The organism is Mycobacterium gordonae (assembly GCF_002101675.1).
GTDB lineage: Bacteria > Actinomycetota > Actinomycetes > Mycobacteriales > Mycobacteriaceae > Mycobacterium > Mycobacterium gordonae.
This window is the reverse complement of record NZ_LQOY01000242.1, coordinates 24,460-43,090: the sequence shown is the minus strand read 5'-3', so window position 1 is coordinate 43,090 and position 18,631 is coordinate 24,460. Positions and strand designations below refer to the sequence as shown.

Annotated in this window: 16 protein-coding genes; 8 read left to right on the top strand and 8 right to left on the bottom strand. The window is 65.8% G+C overall.

The annotated features are described in order from the left end of the window. Positions 1–68: 68 nt before the first annotated feature. From AWC08_RS31100 to AWC08_RS31085, 4 genes are read right to left on the bottom strand one after another with little or no spacing between them, the layout of a single operon-like run. Positions 69–1,712, bottom strand: coding sequence for an AMP-binding protein (locus tag AWC08_RS31100; protein WP_069433201.1), 1,644 nt, complete (start codon positions 1,710–1,712; stop codon positions 69–71). A 2-nt stretch (positions 1,713–1,714) separates the two neighbouring features. Beyond that, complete coding sequence (locus AWC08_RS31095) at positions 1,715–2,806, bottom strand: acyl-CoA dehydrogenase family protein (RefSeq protein ID WP_069433200.1); 1,092 nt, start codon at positions 2,804–2,806, stop codon at positions 1,715–1,717. 1 nt (position 2,807) lies between these two features. Next, the gene (locus AWC08_RS31090; protein WP_069433199.1) at positions 2,808–4,049 is read right to left on the bottom strand and encodes an acyl-CoA dehydrogenase; all 1,242 of its coding nucleotides are present in this window, start codon (positions 4,047–4,049) and stop codon (positions 2,808–2,810) included. A gap of 12 nt (positions 4,050–4,061) precedes the next feature. Then, entirely contained in the window at positions 4,062–5,012 is a 951-nt protein-coding gene (locus tag AWC08_RS31085; protein WP_065131838.1) for an enoyl-CoA hydratase, read from the bottom strand. Between the two features lie 238 nt (positions 5,013–5,250). Between AWC08_RS31085 and AWC08_RS31075 the strand changes: the two genes are divergently transcribed. From AWC08_RS31075 to AWC08_RS31050, 6 genes are read left to right on the top strand one after another with little or no spacing between them, the layout of a single operon-like run. Continuing rightward, complete coding sequence (locus tag AWC08_RS31075) at positions 5,251–6,360, top strand: LLM class flavin-dependent oxidoreductase (RefSeq protein WP_065131839.1); 1,110 nt, start codon at positions 5,251–5,253, stop codon at positions 6,358–6,360. Between the two features lie 29 nt (positions 6,361–6,389). Beyond that, the gene (locus AWC08_RS31070; RefSeq protein ID WP_069433198.1) at positions 6,390–8,903 is read left to right on the top strand and encodes a 2Fe-2S iron-sulfur cluster-binding protein; all 2,514 of its coding nucleotides are present in this window, start codon (positions 6,390–6,392) and stop codon (positions 8,901–8,903) included. Positions 8,904–8,916: 13 nt separating this feature from the next. After that, positions 8,917–9,984 (top strand): alpha/beta fold hydrolase, encoded by a 1,068-nt coding sequence (locus AWC08_RS31065; protein WP_069433197.1) that lies wholly within the window; start codon positions 8,917–8,919, stop codon positions 9,982–9,984. Then, a complete protein-coding gene (locus tag AWC08_RS31060) occupies positions 9,981–10,496 on the top strand; it encodes a flavin reductase family protein (protein WP_069433196.1) in 516 nt (171 codons plus the stop codon). Before AWC08_RS31065 ends, AWC08_RS31060 begins: the two co-directional genes overlap by 4 nt. Further along, positions 10,493–11,584, top strand: coding sequence for a 3,4-dihydroxy-2-butanone-4-phosphate synthase (locus AWC08_RS31055; protein WP_069433195.1), 1,092 nt, complete (start codon positions 10,493–10,495; stop codon positions 11,582–11,584). Before AWC08_RS31060 ends, AWC08_RS31055 begins: the two co-directional genes overlap by 4 nt. A gap of 42 nt (positions 11,585–11,626) precedes the next feature. Continuing rightward, positions 11,627–12,397, top strand: coding sequence for a glucose 1-dehydrogenase (locus tag AWC08_RS31050; RefSeq protein ID WP_069433194.1), 771 nt, complete (start codon positions 11,627–11,629; stop codon positions 12,395–12,397). Between the two features lies 1 nt (position 12,398). On the opposite strand, the gene AWC08_RS31045 is transcribed toward AWC08_RS31050, so the two are convergent. Continuing rightward, on the bottom strand, positions 12,399–13,445 hold the full coding sequence (locus tag AWC08_RS31045; protein ID WP_069433214.1) for an alpha/beta fold hydrolase: 1,047 nt from the start codon (positions 13,443–13,445) through the stop codon (positions 12,399–12,401). Between the two features lie 36 nt (positions 13,446–13,481). Next, a complete protein-coding gene (locus tag AWC08_RS31040) occupies positions 13,482–14,243 on the bottom strand; it encodes an SDR family NAD(P)-dependent oxidoreductase (RefSeq protein ID WP_069433193.1) in 762 nt (253 codons plus the stop codon). 220 nt (positions 14,244–14,463) lie between these two features. Between AWC08_RS31040 and AWC08_RS31035 the strand changes: the two genes are divergently transcribed. After that, entirely contained in the window at positions 14,464–15,363 is a 900-nt protein-coding gene (locus AWC08_RS31035) for an AraC family transcriptional regulator (protein ID WP_069433192.1), read from the top strand. 86 nt (positions 15,364–15,449) lie between these two features. Further along, positions 15,450–16,829: an NAD(P)/FAD-dependent oxidoreductase gene (locus AWC08_RS31030; RefSeq protein ID WP_232007795.1), complete on the top strand. Its 1,380-nt coding sequence runs from the start codon at positions 15,450–15,452 to the stop codon at positions 16,827–16,829. Between the two features lie 19 nt (positions 16,830–16,848). Here the strand turns inward: AWC08_RS31030 and AWC08_RS31025 are convergent, their stop codons facing one another. Both AWC08_RS31025 and AWC08_RS31020 read right to left on the bottom strand, forming a co-directional pair. Then, positions 16,849–18,060: a TetR/AcrR family transcriptional regulator gene (locus AWC08_RS31025; RefSeq protein ID WP_232007794.1), complete on the bottom strand. Its 1,212-nt coding sequence runs from the start codon at positions 18,058–18,060 to the stop codon at positions 16,849–16,851. A 49-nt stretch (positions 18,061–18,109) separates the two neighbouring features. Continuing rightward, entirely contained in the window at positions 18,110–18,502 is a 393-nt protein-coding gene (locus AWC08_RS31020) for a limonene-1,2-epoxide hydrolase family protein (RefSeq protein ID WP_065135364.1), read from the bottom strand. Positions 18,503–18,631: the final 129 nt, after the last annotated feature.

The following is an 18,631-nucleotide window of genomic DNA, read 5'->3' as shown; positions in this document are numbered from 1 at the left end:
CGCCGAATGAACGTCGCGGGAAGTGCCAGATCATGGAAATTATTGTGATGCAGTGGCTTTCGCGGACCTCAATTGTCCAACCGTTTTACATCGGCCAATCCTAAGCCCAATGACCGCGCCGCGTGTACACGCAAATCGACTTTGCGGACTTTCCCGTTTGCAGTCATCGGGAAATTGTCCACCAGGTGGACATAGCGCGGAATCTTATAGTGCGCTATCCGCCCGGAACAGAACCGCCGCACGGCATCGGCGTCCAGCACCTGCCGCCCGGGGCGCATCCGGATGCAGGCGCAGACCTCCTCGCCGTACCTGTCGTCAGGTACGCCCACCACCTGAACATCGTCGACATCGGGGTGGGTGTGCAGGAAGTCTTCGATCTCCCGCGGCGACAGATTCTCACCGCCACGGATGATCAAGTCCTTGATTCGTCCGGTCACCACGCAGTACCCGTCCGCACGCATCACCGCGAGGTCACCGGTGTGCATCCACCCCTCGTCGTCGACCACCTCACGGGTCCGCTCGTCGTCACGCCAGTACCCCTGCATCACCGAGTAGGCGCGGGTGCACAGTTCGCCGGCCTGGCCTCGCGGCACGATCCGGCCACTGCCCGGGTCGACGACCTTGACCTCGACGTGCGGGTGCGCCCGGCCGACCGTCGCGGTGCGGCGCTCCAGGTCATCGTCCACCATGGTCTGGCAGGACACCGGTGAGGTTTCGGTCATGCCGTAGGCGATCGACACCTGCCTCATGTGGAGTTCGTCGATGCAGCGCTTCATCACCGCGACGGGGCAGGAGGCGCCGGCCATGATTCCGGTGCGCAGAGACGACACATCTCGGCCGGGCAGGTCGGGGTGCCCGAGCATGGCGATGAACATGGTGGGCACGCCGTAGACGCCGGTGCAATGCTCCCGCTCGATGGCCAGCAACGTCGCCGCGGGGTCGAAACCTGCCGCCGGGATCACCATGGTGGCGCCGTGGGTGGTACAGCCGAGGTTGCCCATCACCATGCCGAAGCAATGGTAGAACGGCACCGGGATGCACAGTCGTTCGCCGGACCGGAGGCCGATCTGCTCGGTGACGAAAAACCCGTTATTCAGGATGTTGCGGTGCGAAAGCGTGACGCCCTTGGGTGAACCCGTTGTGCCCGAGGTGTATTGGATGTTGATCGGATCCGTGGGCCGCAGGTCCGCCATCCTGGCCCGCAGGCGCTCGCTTTCCGACCCGTACCCCCGCCGCTGAAAGCACTCCCAGTCATCGGTGCCGAGGAACACCACATCGGTCAGACCCGTTGCTTGACAACGAACTTCGTCGACCATGCGCCGGTAATCCGAGGTCTTGAATGTCTGGGCCGAGACCAGCAGTCGGGTGCCGGAGTGGCGCAACACGTGGGACAACTCGTGGCTGCGGTATGCCGGGTTGATGGTCACCAGGATTGCGCCGACCTTGGCGGTGGCGTACTGCAGGATCGTCCACTCCGGGCAGTTGGGCGACCAGATGCCGACCCGGTCCCCGTGCTCGATACCGCTGGCCAGCAGGGCCATTGCCAGCCGGTCGATATCGGCGTCAAGTTCGGCATAAGTCCAGCGCCGCCCGCTGGGCACATCGACGAGAGCCTCGGTGTCAGGCAAGGCACGGGCGGTGCGCTCGAAGTTGGCACCGATAGTTTCCTCGAGCAGTGGGACGTCGACCGGCCCGGCCGCGTAGGAGTCCACCGCTACAGACCCGCGCGGTCGGCGAGCAGGGCGCGGTGTTGCGCGCTGCTGCCGAACAGTGCCGCGGTCGTGGTGGCTCGCCGGAAATACAGGTGCAGGTCGTGCTCCCAGGTGAACGCGATGCCACCGTGGACCTGGATCGCCGCGCCGGCGCACTGCACGAAGGTGTCGGCGGCCTGCGCCTTCGCCAACGGCGCGGCGAGGTGCAACTCGTCTCCGGTGGTGGTGCTCATCGCGGCGTACATCACCGCCGCGCGGGTGGCGTCGATTTCGATCATCATTTCGGCGCAGGTGTGCTTGACCGCCTGGAACGAGCCGATCGGCCGATCGAATTGAGTTCGCCGGCAGGCATACTCGACCGCCATGTCAAGGCAGGCTTCCGCCCCGCCGAGCATCTCGGCGGCCAACCAGACCCGCGCCACGTCCATCACCCGGCCGAAGTCGCCGGGGGAGCCCGCGGCAAGGACATCGGCGGGCGCCTGGGAAAGCCGCACCCGGGCCACCGGGCGGGTGAGGTCGAACGAAGGGAGACGTTCGACGCAGACACCCGGAGCGTCGGCCGCTACGACGTGCAGCACCACCCGGTCATCCACCATCGCCGGGACCACGATCAGATCTGCGACGTGGCCGTGCAGCACCGGCCCGCACTCGCCGGTGAGCAGAGTCCTCTCGCCGCGCCGTTCGCCCCGCACCGCGGACAGCTCGGCGCTGTCGTGCCCGCCGGCTGCCAGCGTTGCGACCTGTTCTCCGGTGAGCAGTCCGGCCAGCAGCTTCTTGCGCTGTTCGTCATCGCCCATCCGCAGCACGGCCTCGATCGCGAACATCGTGGCCGCGAAGGGAACTGGTGTCAGCGACCTGCCGAGTTCACTGAAGGCGATCGCCGTTTCGACCATGGTGGCGCCGACTCCGCCGTACTGGGAGGGCGTATGCAGTGCGGTCAGCTCGAACTCGCCGCACAACCGCTGCCACAACCGCCGGTCATGACCGTCATCCGCCGTCGCCTCGCGCATCCGCGCCGGCGGTGCCTGTTGACGCAGAAAGCGCCGCAGTGACGCTTGGAAGTCTGCTTGTTCGGTGCTGTAACGAAAGTCCATGTCAGATTTTCAGTTCGTGCCGGGTGTCCCGGCGTGGTTCCTTCGGGAGACCGAGCAATTGCTCACCGATGACGTTGCGCTGAATCTGGGAGCTGCCGGCATAGATGGTGGCGGCCCGCCCATAGAGCAGCTCGTCCAGCCAGCACGCGGCCGAGTTAGGAGTGCCGACCGCCGGGACGATCAGCGCTTCGCCGTTACCGGCGCCCTGCGCGCTCAGCGCCTCCAGGCTCAGGATCTCGACGGCCAGTTCGGTATAGCGCTGGAAATACTCGCTCCACATGACCTTGCTGATCGCGGCCTCGGGCCCGGGGCGTTGACCGTTGATCAATGCGGTCAGACCGCGATAACCCTGGTAGCGCATGATCTGAACCCGCGAATAGCACCACGCCAGAGCATCGCGGATCCGTGGATCGGAGCGCAGCCCGCGGTCCCGGGCGAGTTCGCACAGCCGGTCGAGCTCGCGCCCGAAGTTGATGGCGGCGGTGGTGACCTGGGAGGCGCGCTCGAACCCGAGCAGCGTCATCGCCACTTGCCAGCCGTCACCGACTCGACCGATCACATTGGCGGCCGGGGTGCGGGCGTCGTCAAAGAAGACCTCGCTGAAGGAAGCGTGCCCGGCCGCGTTGACGATCGGGCGAACCACGACACCGGGCTGGTCCATGGGGACTAGCAGCATCGACAAGCCGGTGTGCTTGGGTCCGTCCGGATCGGTGCGCGCCAGCACGAATATCCAATTCGCGGTGGGTCCCGCCGACGTCCAGATCTTCTGCCCGTTCAGTGTCCACTCGTCACCATCGAGCACCGCCCTGGTCCGCACCGACGCCAGGTCCGAACCAGCTTCGGGCTCGGAAAAACCTTGGCACCAACGGTCTTCACCGCTGAGAATGCGTGGCAGGTAGTGCGCCTTCTGCTGCTCGGAACCCAGCGCGATCAGCGTATTGCCCAACAGCTGGATGCCGAGCAAGTCATTCTCCAGGCCCTCCGGCGCGCCCGCACGGGCGAATTCCTCGTCGAGTACCGCCTGCGACATCGCCGAGAGACCGGCGCCGCCATACTCCTGCGGCCAGGACACGGCGACCAGGCCGTTGTCCGCCAGCAACTGCCGCCATTGCCGCGCAAACTCATTCCGCGCGGCCGGCGGTAGGGCCCCGGGTCCCGACCAGCCCGCGGGCAGGTGCTCGCGCAGGAAGTCACGGATCCGTTCCCGGAAGGCTTCGGCTTCCGGCGGGTAGGTGATGTCCATCGCCGGCCGACCTCAAGGGCGATTCTTGGTCGCGGGCAGGATCTCCGGCGCGGCGCGCCAGTCGACGAGTCCGTACTCGACGGTGCCGTAAGACAGTTTCCCGCCCGTGACTTCACCCCAGTGCGCGTGGTTGAGCTGATGGATCTTGAAGCAACCGTCCAACGCGGTGGAGAAACCCATCGCATCGACGGTCTGGTTCACCGACTCTTTGATCAGCAGCGCGGCCATGGTCGGCACTTTGGCGATCCGGCGTGCGAATTCAATTGCGTTGCTGGTCAATTCATCGTTCGGGAAAACCTTCGAGACCATCCCGAGCGCATGCGCCTCGTCCGCGCCGATCGAGTCGCCGGTGAGCAGAAGTTCCTTGGCTTTGCGGGGCCCGAACTCCCAGGGATGGCCGAAGTACTCCACCCCGCACATGCCCAACCGCGTCCCTACGACATCGGCGAACACGGTGTCCTCGGCGGCGACGATCAGATCGCAACACCACGCCAGCATCAGGCCCGCCGACAGGACCGTGCCGTGCACCTGGGCGATCGTGATCTTGCGCAGATCGCGCCATCTCTTGGTGTTCTGGAAGAAGTAGTGCCACTCCTGCCGGTTACGCGACTCAACGCCGCCGAAGGTGCCGCCATTGCATTGGTAGGTGGGGTGCTGGTCGGGACCGGGGGTGCGCTCCCGCACGTCGTCGGCCGAACCGAGGTCGTGTCCGGCCGAAAATGCGGAACCGGCACCCCTCAGGATGACGACCCGGACCCGGTCGTCGGTCTCGGCGATTTCGAACGCGGTACCCAACTCCACGAGCAGTCCGCGGGTCTGGGCGTTGCGCTGCTTCGGCCGGTCGAGGGTGATGACCGCTATCAGGCCGTCGTCGAGCGTCTCGTAGCGGATGAAACGGAAGTCTCCCGCGGGGCGCTCCCCGTTCGACCGGTGATCGACCGGACCGACCCCGGTGACACTCATGGCTACTCCTAGCTGGTGGCTGCGCGCAGAACGCGTGACGTGTGCGAGGTTACGCGGAAGTTCGTCATTATGTCCATAGCCGATACGCGGCTGTCTGGCGTCTGTGCTGGCGAATCACCAAGCAAAAAGCATCTTGTGTACAACGAAGTATCTTGCTAGTACTGTGATATACCTAGAGACGAGCCAACCGCGGCGCGCCGGAATCCCGGCCCCGGGCACACACCAAGAAGGGTTACAGATGGAAATCGGAATTTTCCTCATGCCGGCCCATCCACCGGAGCGCACGCTGTACGACGCGACCCAGTGGGATCTCGACATCATCGAGCTGGCAGACCAGCTGGGTTACGTGGAAGCCTGGGTCGGCGAGCACTTCACGGTGCCCTGGGAACCGATCTGCGCACCCGACCTGTTGTTGGCGCAGGCGCTGCTGCGCACCAAGAACATCAAGCTCGCGCCCGGCGCACACCTGCTGCCGTATCACCATCCGGTCGAATTGGCGCACCGCGTCGCCTATTTCGACCATCTGGCGCAGGGCCGGTTCATGCTCGGCGTAGGCGCCAGCGGCATTCCCGGCGACTGGGCTCTCTACGACGTCGACGGCAAGAACGGCGAGCACCGTGATATGACGCGGGAAGCGCTCGAGATCATGTTGCGCATCTGGACCGAGGACGAGCCCTGGGAACATCGGGGAAAGTACTGGAACGCCAACGGAATTGCACCCATGTTCGAGGGCCTGATGAAACGCCACATCAAGCCGTTCCAGCAGCCTCATCCCCCCATCGGGGTCACCGGGTTCAGCGCCGGCTCGGAGACACTGAAGCTGGCCGGCGAACGTGGTTATCTGCCAATGAGTCTGGACCTCAACGCCGAATATGTGGCCACTCACTGGGACGCTGTGCTGGAGGGAGCCGAACGCAGCGGCCGCACCCCTGACCGCCGCGACTGGCGACTGGTACGTGAGGTGCTGGTTGCCGAGACCGACGAGCAGGCGTTCCGTTACGCCGTGGACGGCGCGATGGGCCGGGCCATGCGCGAGTACACGCTGCCCACGTTCCGCATGTTCGGCATGACGAAGTTCTACAAGCACAACCCGACGGTGCCCGACGACGACGTGACCGCGGAGTACCTGGCCGAGAACACCTTCGTCGTGGGTTCGGTGGAAACGGTCGTCGACAAACTCGAGGCAACCTACGACCAGGTGGGCGGCTTCGGTCACCTGCTGGTGCTCGGCTTCGACTACCGGGAGAATCCCGGGCCGTGGAAGGAGTCGCTGCGTCTGCTGGCCGAAGAGGTCATGCCCAGACTCAACGCCCGCATCGCCAGGAAACCGGTAGCCCTGGTCGTCTAGCGCGGCCAGTCCAGGAAGGGCACGTTCCAATGTCGGTTCGCCAAGTCACCGTCGGCTATTCGGACGGAACAACCAAGACGATGCCGGTGCGACCGGACCAGTCCATGCTGGATGCCGCCGAAGAGCACGGCGTCGCCATCGTCAACGAATGCCAGAGCGGCATCTGCGGTACCTGCGTGGCCGGCTGCGTCTCCGGCCAGTACGAGATGGGCCGCACCGAGGGACTGTCCGACGTGGAGCGGGCGGCGCGAAAGATCCTGACCTGCCAGACGTTCCCCACGTCGGATTGCCGCATCGAACTGCAGTACCCAGCCGACGACAACGCCGCGCTGCTGGTCACCGGCGACGGTGTGGTGACCGGTGTCGACCTGGTGTCGCCCAGCACGGCCATCCTGCGGGTCGACGCCTCCGGTCTGGGTACCCCGCTGCGCTACCGGGCGGGCCAGTTCGCGCAGTTGCAGGTTCCGGGCACCGACACCTGGCGCAACTACTCCTATGCCCATCGCGACGGCGGCACCGAACTGGAGTTCATCATCAGGCTGCTGCCCGACGGCGTGATGTCGAACTACCTTCGCGACCGCGCGCAGCCCGGTGACCGAATCGCCCTGCGCTGCAGCAAGGGCAGCTTCTATCTGCGTCCGATCGTGCGACCGGTCATCCTGGTCGCCGGTGGCACCGGATTATCGGCGATCTTGGCAATGGCCGACAGTCTCGAGGCTGACACCAGCCAACCCGTATATCTGCTGTATGGCGTCACCGCGCCCGAAGACCTGTGCAAGCTCGACGAGCTCACCTCGTTGCGGCGCCGGGTCGCCGCCCTGGAAGTGCACGTCACCGTGTCGAATCCGGACGCCACCTGGGATGGGCGCGCCGGGCTGGTCACCGATCTGCTCGACGAGCGGATGCTGGCCGGTGGCGACGCCGACGTCTACCTGTGCGGTCCGGCGGCGATGGTCGAGGCTACTCGAACGTGGTTGGACAACAACGGCTTCCACCGCGTGGGCCTGTACTACGAGAAGTTCGTGCCCAGTGGCGCCGCGCGCCGGCGCACCCCGGCGCGTCTGGACTACGCAGGCGTGAATGTCGGCGAGGTGCGTCGGCGCGGCCGCGGAACCGCGGTGGTCATCGGCGGCAGTATCGCGGGCATCGCGGCAGCCAAAGTGTGCAGCGAGACCTTCGAACGCGTGATCGTGCTCGAGAAGGACGACCCGCACCGCCGGCGGGAGGGCCGGCCCGGCGCCGCGCAGGGCTGGCACCTGCACCACCTGCTCACCGCCGGGCAGATCGAGCTGGAGCGTTTCTTTCCCGGCATCGTCGACGACATGGTCCGCGAGGGCGCCTTCAAGGTCGACATGGCGGCGCAGTACCGGATTCGGCTGGGCGGCTCCTGGAAGAAGCCGGGCACCAGCGACATCGAGATCGTCTGCGCCGGAAGGCCACTGCTGGAATGGTGCGTACGACGCCGGCTGGATGAGGAGCCGCGGATCGACTTCCGATACGAGTCGGAGGTCACCGACCTGGTGTTCGACCGCGAGAACAATGCGGTCATCGGAGTCGCCGTCGGGGCCGAAGCCGAGGTGATACCGGCCGAGTTCGTCGTGGACGCCTCGGGCAAGAACACCCGCGTCCCGGAATTCCTGGACCGCATCGGGATCGGCGCTCCGGAAGTGGAGCAGGACATCATCAACTGCTTCTACTCGACGATGCAGCACCACGTTCCGCCCGAGCGCCAGTGGCAGGACAAGGTCATGGTGATCTGTTACGCGTACCGCCCGTTCGAGGACACCTACGCCGCGCAGTACTACACCGACAGCTCGCGCACGCTGTTGTCGACCTCGCTGGTGGCTTACAACTGCTATTCGCCTCCGCGAACGGCCGCGGAGTTCCGCGAATTCGCGGACCTAATGCCATCGCCGGTGATCGGGGAGAATATCGACGGCCTCGAACCGGCCTCACCGATCTACAACTTCCGCTATCCCAACATGCTGCGCCTGCACTACGAGAAGAAGCGCAATCTGCCGCGGGCACTGGTCGCGGTCGGTGATGCCTACACCAGCGCTGATCCGGTGTCCGGTTTGGGAATGAGCCTGGCGCTGAAGGAAGTCCGCGAAATGCAGCTGCTGCTGGCCAGATACGGCCCCGGCCACCGCGACCTGCCGCGCCGCTACTACCGCACGATCGCCAAGATGGCCGACACGGCGTGGTTCGTGATCCGGGAGCAGAACCTGCGCTTCGACTGGATGAAGGACGTGGACAGGAAGCGTCCCTTCTACTTCGGTGTCCTCACCTGGTACATGGACCGGCTGCTGGAGCTGGTGCACGACGATATCGACGCCTACCGGCGGTTCCTGGCCGTCGTGCACCTCGTCGATCCACCGTCGGCGCTGATGAAGCCGGGTATCGCCGGCCGCGTCATCGGCAAGTGGGCGCGAACGCGGTTGTCCGGCCAGAAGACCCTGATCGCCCGCAACTACGAAAATCGGGTCGTCCCAACCGAGTCCGCGAATCAACTCGTGGGCGCGGCCGCGGGTCACGGACACTGATAGAGAGGTCAGCATGGTTCATCGGATCTTGAACTGCCGGGGCACCCGGATCCACGCCTATGAGAAGGGGCCAGAAAAGGCTGAGGCGCCGCTGGTGGTGCTGATCCACGGTTTTCCGGAATCGTGGTATTCCTGGCGCCACCAGATTCCCGCACTGGCCGAAGCGGGCTACCGGGTGGTGGCCATCGATCAGCGCGGCTATGGCCGTTCATCGAAGTATTTCCTGAATTCCGCCTACCGCATCAAGGAATTGGTCGGCGACATCGTCGGCGTCGTCGACGCCTACGGCGCGGACAAGGCCGTCGTCGTGGGCCATGACTGGGGCGCTCCGGTCGCCTGGACCTTCGCCTGGCTGCACCCCGAGCGCTGCGCCGGCGTGGTCGGAATCAGCGTCCCGTTCGCCGGCCGCGGCGTAATCGGTTTGCCGGGAAGCCCTTTCGGCGAGCATCGCCCCAACGACTACCACCTGGAACTGGCCGGTGAGGGCCGCGTCTGGTATCAGGACTACTTCTCCGCGCAGGACGGCATCATCGCCGAGATCGAGGAGGACGTGCGCGGCTGGCTGCTCGGGCTCACCTACACCGTCTCCGGTGAGGGAATGATGGCCGCCACCAAGGCAGCCGTAGACGCCGGCGTCGATCTGACCGCGATGGACCCGATAGATGTCATCCGGGCTGGCCCGCTGTGCATGGCCGAGGGCGCCAAGCTCAAGGACGCCTTCGTCTATCCCGAGACGATGCCGTCCTGGTTCACCGACGCCGATCTCGATTTCTACGCAGGGGAATTCGAGCGCAGCGGATTCGGCGGTCCGTTGAGCTTCTATCACAACATCGACAACGACTGGCACGACCTGGCCGACCGGGAAGGCACACCACTCACCCCGCCGGCCCTGTTCATCGGTGGCCAGTACGACGTCGGCACCACGTGGGGTGCTGAGGCCGTGGAGCGGGCGGAAGAGGTCATGTCGGATTACCGCGGCACACACATGATCGCCGACGTCGGGCACTGGATTCAGCAGGAGGCGCCGGACGAGACCAACCGGCTCCTGCTCGATTTCCTTGGCGGGCTGCGTGGGTCATGAGTGAGGTGACGACCGAACGCCTCGACGCTGCCGCGTTGCGCACGGCGTTCGGCTGCTTCCCGTCCGGGGTCGTCGCGATCTGCGCAGCCGTGGACGGCACACCACTGGGCATGGCGGCCAGTTCCTTCACCGGTGTCTCACTCGACCCGCCATTGGTGTCCGTGTGCATCCAGCACAGCTCGACGACGTGGCCCCGGTTACGGGAACGCCCGTACCTCGGCGTCAGCGTGCTCGCCGAAGGACACAGCGACGCCTGTATGAGCCTGTCGCGCAAGGCCGGTGACCGGTTCGCCGGAGTGACCTGGACGGAGCTGCCCGGCGGTGGTGTCACCGTGCACGGTTCCACCGCCCGGTTGAATTGCCGCCTGCGCGACGAGATCACTGCCGGTGATCACCTCATCGTGCTGCTCGAGATATGTTCCCTGCAGGCCGATCCCGACACCGCGCCACTGGTCTTTCACGGCAGCCGATTTCGCGCGTTGGCCGCACCCACCACAGGGGAGCTGCGATGAAGACCACCGATCTGCGGGTCAGCCGTGCGGTCACCGCGGTGGCCGCCGGGCGCCCCGTCCTGCTGCGAGACGACGTCGCCGAGGACGCCGACGGCTACCTGGTTTTCGCGGCGGACGCCGCGACTTCCCAGCTGCTGAGTTTCACCATCCGCCACACGTCGGGTTATGTGCGGGTGGCGTTGCCGGGCGCCGAGTGCGAGCGGTTGAACCTACCGCCGATGTGCCATGGCGACGACAGCTTCTGCGTGTCTGTCGACGCGCGCGGCGTTGGAACCGGGATCTCGGCACGGGATCGCGCCCACACCATCGCGGCGCTGGGCTCGGCCTCGTCCCAGCCCGCGGATTTTCTGCGGCCCGGCCACGTGGTCCCCGTACAGGCCGGTGCTGACGGGGTTCTGGGACGACCGGCACCGGCCGAGGCGGCCGTCGACCTCGCCTACCTGGCCGGGCGGCGGCCGGCCGCCGCGCTGTGCGAAATCGTGTCCCGACGCAATCCCGTGCTGATGGCCCGCGGGGCCGAATTGGTCGAATTCGCCGTCCAGCACCGGCTTCCGGTGGTGTCGGTCTCCGAGCTGGTGGCATTTCGGCGCCGCACCGAACCGCAGGTGGTCCGCCTGACCGAAACGGTCATACCCACCTGGGCCGGCGATTCCCGAGTCATCGGCTTCCGCAACAGCCATGGCGGGGGCGAGCACCTGGCGGTCATCATCGGAGCCGTGGACGCGGGAGTCCCCGTTCCGCTTCACATCCACGTCGAGTGCCTGACCGGCGACGTGTTCGGATCCGGCGCGTGCCGGTGCGGCGGCGAACTCCGGGGTGCCCTGTCCCGGATGTCGGTCCAGGGCGGGGGAATGGTGCTGTATCTGAGGCCCTCCGGTACGCCGCGTGCCTGCGGCCTGTTCGACGGTGGTGCCGCGCGCGGGGACTTCACCTCGGCGACGGTGTCGTGGATGCTGCGCGATCTCGGCGTGTACGCCATCCGGCTTTCCGAGGACATGCCAGGATTCGGCCTGGTGTTGTTCGGAGCCATTAGGCAGAGTGGTATCCGATCGCCGCAACCGGACGCCACCTGGGCGGCCGTCGGCTGAGTCAGCTCACCAAGTGGTGCAACGGGATTCGTGAGGAGATCGGTGAGTCATCCAGACCTGGCCGGCAAAGCGGCGATCGTCACCGGGGCAGGCGCCGGTATCGGTCTAGCGGTCGCCACGCGGCTGGCGGCCGAGGGCTGCAACGTGCTGTGCGCGGACATCGACGGCAACACCGCCGACGCCACCGCAGCCAAGATCGGATCCGCAGCGGTGGGCCACAAAGTCGATGTCAGCGACGAGGAACAGGTCATTGGGATGGTCGCGGCGTGCGCCGACGCGTTCGGCGGGGTCGACAAGCTGGTCGCCAATGCCGGTGTCGTGCATTTCGCGTCGCTCACCGACACCACCGTGGCCGATTTCGACCGCGTCATGGCGATCAACCTGCGCGGTGCGTGGTTGTGCACCAAGCACGCCGCGCCGAGGATGATCGAACGGGGCGGGGGAGCGATCGTCAACATGTCGTCGCTGGCCGGCCATATCGCGGTGAACGGCTCAGGGGCCTACGGCATGTCCAAGGCTGCCATCAGCCACCTCAGCCGCGTCACCGCCGCGGAGTTGCGTCCGCACAACATCCGCGCCAATGCGTTGCTGCCGGCATTCGTCGACACCCCGATGCAACAGACCGCCATGACGATGTTCGACGAGGCGCTCGGCGAAGGCGGCGCGCTGGCACTGATCGCCCGGTTGCAGGGCCGCATGGCCGCCCCGGAGGAGATGGCCGGCATCGTCGCGTTTCTGTTGTCCGACGACGCTTCGATGGTCACCGGCACCACGCAGATCGCCGATGGCGGAACCATCGCCGCGCTGTGGTAGCTCAGTCGGCGGGCCGGCACGGCAACTGGCCGAGGAAGTCCAGGAGCAGCCGGTTCGTTTCGGCGGGCTTCTCCTGCTGAATCCAGTGGCCCGCACCGGGAATGAGGTGGCTGCCCCGGTTGTCGCACATCTTCTCGTCGGCCCGCGCGATCGCCTCGGCGCCCCAGATCGACGCCACGTCGTACTCGCCACCGATGAACAGCGCCGGCGGCGTCAGCTTCCGGTGCTCGACGTCGGCGAGCACCTCCCAGCCGGCATCGACGTTGTGGTAGAACGCCAAACCGCCGGAGAAGCCGGCCCGTTCGAACTCCTCAGCGTAAAAGTCGAGATCCTCCGCGGTGAACCACTCCGGCATCGATTCCGGCCAGACGAATGCATCGTCCAGCCTGGCGCCGTCGGCCATACACAGTGGCCCGAAGCGCAGTGCCTCGATCGGATCGGCCGGCATCGAACCGGCGGCGACCGCCGCCGCGGCGGCCTCGCCCGACACCGTATAAGTCAAGCCCAGCAACCACTTTCGGAGATCCTCCTCGATCTCATTGATGATTCCGTCCTGCTCGGAGAAGTAGTCCTGATAGAACGTCCTGCCCGGGCCGGCGAGTTCGACGTGGTAGTCCCGTGGGCGGGTCTCCCCGAACGGGCAGCCGGGGAGACCGATCAGGCCGCGCCCGGCGAATGGAACGCTCAAACCGACCACGCCTCGGCAGCGTTGGGGACGAAGCCAGGCGAAGGTCCAGGCGACCGGCGCGCCCCAGTCGTGCCCGACGACGACGGCCCGGTCCGCACCGTAGGCATCGATCACCGCTTCGACGTCCGCGACCGTCTTGTCGATGCGGTATGCGCTGTTGACCCGGAATTTCGACGACCTCCCGAACCCTCGCTGATCGATTGCGACGACCCGGTAACCGGCGTCGGCCAGCACCGGAATCTGGTGCCGCCAGGAGTACCAGGACTCCGGAAAACCGTGCAGCAGAATGATCAACGGTCCGGATCCCTGCTCGACCGCATGGATGCGGGTCCCGTTGCAGTCGATGTTCAGGTGCTTCATCGTCACTCTCGTCTCTGTGTCGTCCGACATGTTTCGCTACTGAGCCACCAGTCCACCGTCGACCAGCAGCGGGTGTCCGGTGACGAAGCTCGCCTCCTCCGATCCCAGCCAGATCGCGGAGCGCGCGACTTCTTCCGGTGTGGCCACCCGTCCGAGCGGCGTCTGCTGATCCAGCGAATCGCGAAGGCCTGGAATCTCGTTGGTCACCTTGTCCAGCATCGGGGTGTTAACCAGATGCGGGCAGATGGCGTTGACCCGGATGCCGTAGCGCGCCACATTCGTGGCGGTCGACTTCACCAGCCCCACCACGGCGTGCTTGCTCGCCACGTACGCGGGGAGCCCCGGGGGCCCGATGACGCCGGCCGCCGATGCGGTGGCGACGACGACACCACGCCGCCGCTCGATCATTCCCGGCAGGACCGCACGAAAGGTTCTCCAGGTGCCGGTGACATTGATATCGAGGATCGTGGTGAAGTCCTCTTCCGGATAGGTCCACACGTCGCCCGGGATCCCGAGGACGCCGGCGTTGGCGAATGCCACGTCCACCGGACCGGTCTCGTCGGACCCACGGCGTACCAGTTCGTCAACGTCGCTGGTCCGGGAGATGTCGCACCGCGAGTAATAGACAGCCGCGCCGGCCGCCCTCAGCTCCGCTGCCGTGTCGGCGAGCCGATCGACCTGCACGTCACCGAGGATCAGCCCCGCGCCTTCGCGGGCAGCCGCGAATGCGATGGCGCGGCCGATGCCGGAGGCTGCTCCGGTGACCAACACCGTCTTGCCGCGATATCGTTCGTTCACACTCGCCGTTCCGCTCAGACATCTGTGGAAAGTCGGCCCTGACGCTAACTTTCAGGCCATGGGGTGTATACGGGTTAGCAAGAACGTCCAACCAGATGCGCAATCACATCCCATGCTGGGCCGCCACTCATTCGACGACGGGGGGCAGGCCGCGGGCCTACAATCTCGGTAGCGCAACTCAGCGTCACGGCAGGTGGGGCTGCGTTACTTCGGAGGTACGATGACGCCCAAGGGTTTCGAGGACGTGGATGCCACGGGTGTGGATCGCCTGGTCCCGGCCAAGTGCGTGGTCGCCACCCGCGACGGTGAGTTGCCCGGAGCGGATCTCCGTGTCTACCAATTCCATTCCTGCCACACCGAAGTCCCTCCGCTGCGCGACATCGCCGTCATCGCCTGGCACACGCCCGCCCAGATCGCGCTGCGCTGCGGCGCCATTCGCAGTCGCACGCAGATGGTCCCGGGCGACTTCTCCATCCTGCGGCCAGGCTATGAATCGACCTGGCAATGGAGCAGGTCGTTCCAGGCGACCGTGCTCTATCTCAACGAACGCCGGCTGGCGGATTTCGCGTCGGAGGTTTTCGACCGCCACGTCGAATCCGTTGCGATTCGCGAGGCGTTCCAGGTCAGGGACCCGGTCATCCAGCACGGAATCGAGGCCCTGGCAACGGAGTTGCGCCGGGACGAATTCGGCGGCGCCCTCTACAAGGAGGCGCTGCTGACGCAGCTCGGCGTCCACATATTGCGCCACCACGCCGAGGCGCGACTGCGGGCGCCCAGATGTCCGGGAGCACTGAGCGCCTCCCAAGCGCGCCAAGTCGCCGAGTTCATCGACGCCAATCTCGCTGCGGACCTGTCCCTGCGCGCGCTGGCCCGAATCGGGGGTATGAGCCAGTACCATTTCGCGCGGCTGTTCAAACGGCGCTTCGGCGCTCCACCACACGCCTACGTTCAGCAGCGGCGCATCCAGCGGGCTCGCCACCTCATCCTGCAGACCGACATGGCGCTCAAGGAAGTGGTCGGCGCGACGGGCTTCTGCGATCAGAGCCATATGACCAGATTGTTCAAGCGCGCCTTCGGCATGACACCGGCCGAGCTGCGCAACGGGGCGTCCGGTCAGTAGCGGCCGCCCGCCGGGCGCAAACCCGAACCAAGAACGGCGCAAGGCCGTCCAAGACGGCGCGCCGCGGCGGTTTGCAGACTTCGATCATGACTGGAAAAACCATGGTCCGGTATGGCGGCCTGGGCGGTCGGCACGCCGTCGTGATCGGTGCCAGCACCACCGGTATGGCCGCATCCGCTGTTGCGGCAAGGCATTTCGACTTGGTGACGACCATCGACCGGGATCGCATGCCGGGCGAACCGCGATGGCGCAAAGGCGTTCCGCAGTCGCACCACGGTCACATCCTGCTGCGCGGCGGGCAGAACGTTTTCAACCACTACTTTCCGGGACTGACCACCGACCTGCTCAGCAAGGGTTCGGTCGAAGTCGACATGGCCAACGACATCTGCTGGTACCACTCGGGGGGCTGGAAGAAGCGTTTCGACAGCGGGCTGACCATGCTGTGCCAGACCAGGGGTTTCCTGGAGCACTACATCCGGCAGCGGTTGATGCAGCTGCCCAACGTGACAATGCTGGAAAACACCAAGGTCAATGGCTACCGGGCTCACAGTGGCCGCATCACCGGGGTAGAACTCGCCGACGGAACCTTCCTGGATGCCGACCTCGTCATCGACGCGAGCGGACGCAACTCCGAGACCCCGCGGCACCTCGCCTCGCTGGGGTTCGGTTCCCCGGAGGTCAGTGAGCTCAAGGTGGATATCGGTTATTCCACTACGCTTTTCACACCGCCGGACGGACCCCGCGACTGGAAGGCAATGCTGATCCACTCCCGGCCTCCCGCCACTCGGACCGCTGCGCTGCTGCCCACCGAAGGCGGCCGCTGGATAGTCACCCTGCTCGGTTGGCAGGGTGATTACGCCGGGACCGATATCGAGAGCTTTCTCGACTGGACGAAGGGCCTGCCGGTGCCCGATCTGTACGAGGCCTTGCGCGGCGCGACCTGCGTGGAAGACGTTCACCGCTGGCGTTTCCCGGCGAATCTTCGGCGCCACTACGACAAGTTGACGTCGGCGCCCGACGGCTTGGTCGTCATCGGCGACGCCAATACATCGCTGAACCCGCTTTATGCGCAGGGCATGTCACACGGCGCCGTGGGGACGAGCATTCTGGACAAATGTCTGAGCGACCACCGGCTGGCGGCGGGTCCCGGCCGGATCGACGGCCTGGCCAAGCGCTTCCATCACGCATACAGCCGATTCCTCGACGAGTGCTGGTTCACGTCGACCGTTGAGGATTACGGTGCTGTCTCCGCCAATGGCGGGGCCCGGCTGGTGTCCAAACTCGCGAGCTGGTACTTCGGCAAGGTCACCGAGATGACGTGGTACGACGCAAATGTCGCCCGCGAGTTCATCGACGTGATGCACCTGCAGCGCGCGCCGCTGACCCTGATGCGGCCTTCTGTCGTCATGAAGGCGCTGCTGCCGACTTCGTCCGCCGCCTATCAATCGCGGCCGGTGCGCGCGTGATCGGGGCAGCGGCCGGCCGTCAGCCGGATTCGGTCCGGCTGGTCAGAATCGCCAGGGCGAGCGCGGTGATCTCGTCGGCGACGCCTGCGTAGCGGGTGAGATGCCAGGTGCGGGCGACGTCTTCGATGAGGGTGATCGCCGCCGCGATCAGCAGTCGCGCTTCGATGACCGTCGTGAGGGGATTCAACGCCATGATCAGGTCGGCCCAGACCGACTCTCGGTCGGCCTTGTTCCTCAGGTAGCTGTCGCGCACTTCGCCGGAGGCGTGCGGCAGTTCGGTGACGCAGACCGCCACCAGGTCGGGCGCATCCAGGCTGAGCCGGACGTGCCCCTCGACGAGGCCGCGTAACCGTTGTGCCGCTTCGGGATTCGCACGTATCGCCCGGACGCATTCCAGGCTGTGCCATTCGTCGAGGCGGCGCAGCAGCGCGTCGAGGATCGCCTGCTTGGAGGAGAAGGAACGGTACAGCCCGGGACCTGCGATACCCGCGCCCTTACCGATCTCGCTGGTGCTGACGGCCGGGTAGCCCTTGGCACGGAACAGGCGCGCGCCGGTTGCCAGCAGGGTTTCGTAGCGCGAGAAGAGCACGTCGTGGCCGTCGTCGTCGGTGGTGGGGTCGAGTGGCCGTAACTCACTCACCGGAGGAGTCCGCGCCGCGGCCAGCGAAGCTTGGGACAGGCACTTTTCGAGTTCGTCAGCCGGAAGGGTGAGATTGTGCCCCCCCAACCCGGTCAGGGTGCTCGACACGGCCCACGCTCGCAGCTCCGCATGCTGCGGGCCAAGACCAGGCACCTCCAAGACAACGTTGTCCCGTATGCCCGCGACGATCGCGTTGATGCGGCGTCGGACCTCCGCGCGGTCGTTCTCGTTGAGGTAGCGCGCCTCACGCTGCCACAGGACCATCAAGGAGCGCGATTCGACGGCCGCCGCGATGAGGTTGGGCAATTCGAGATGCAGCGGCTGAGGTTCTGGCTCGGCCTGCCCATCGGTGAGACGGCGCGCACTCTGGTATTGATCCTGCCCGGCCCGGATCACCTCAGCGAGCAGTGCCTGCTTGTTGTCGTAGTGGCGGTACAACGCACGGGCGGTGACGCCGGCGGCTTCGGCGATGTCCTCCAGCTTGACCGAGTGAAACCCACGCTCGGTGAAGAGCCCGACGGCCTGTTCGAGAATCTGCTGCTTTCGGTCCTTGGGTCTGCGCTTAACGGGTTGAAGCGATGTCTCCGTCAACTTGCCCCCCTTCATGCGCGCCGGAGCCGAACATCCTGCCGAACACGGCCTACAGCTTCATGCCGCTCTGCCCCTCGAAGTCCGCGAGGTCAAAGTAATCGCTGAAGCGCGTGATTTTGCCATTCTTCACCTCGAACACGCCGGTGACCGGTAGCACCACCTTGCGGCCGTCGTTCATGGTGAAGTAGTCGACGCGCTCGACGAGCACCCGGCCGGGCTCAGCGGCCAGCGTGACGATATCGAGCTTGGCAGCGGAGAACGCGGCTAGGAAAGCTTCGAAGATCCCGCGAATCCCGGCAATGCCCTCGATCGGCGCGACCGGCACATTGTGATAGACCGCGTCGTCGGCGAACCCACTGCAGATAGTGTCGAGGCTGCGCGCCTCCCACGAGCCGAGGAAATCGCGGACGACTTGCTCGCTGGCTTCTTTGGTGTCGGTCATCCGGTTTGCCCCTCCTCGGGTTGCGCAGGGTACACCACGATCAACATGATCGAATTGCTAAGATACATCATTGAGTGAAATTCAGCTATTACATGGGTTTTGGTTGTCAGATAGGGTGCCGTATTACAT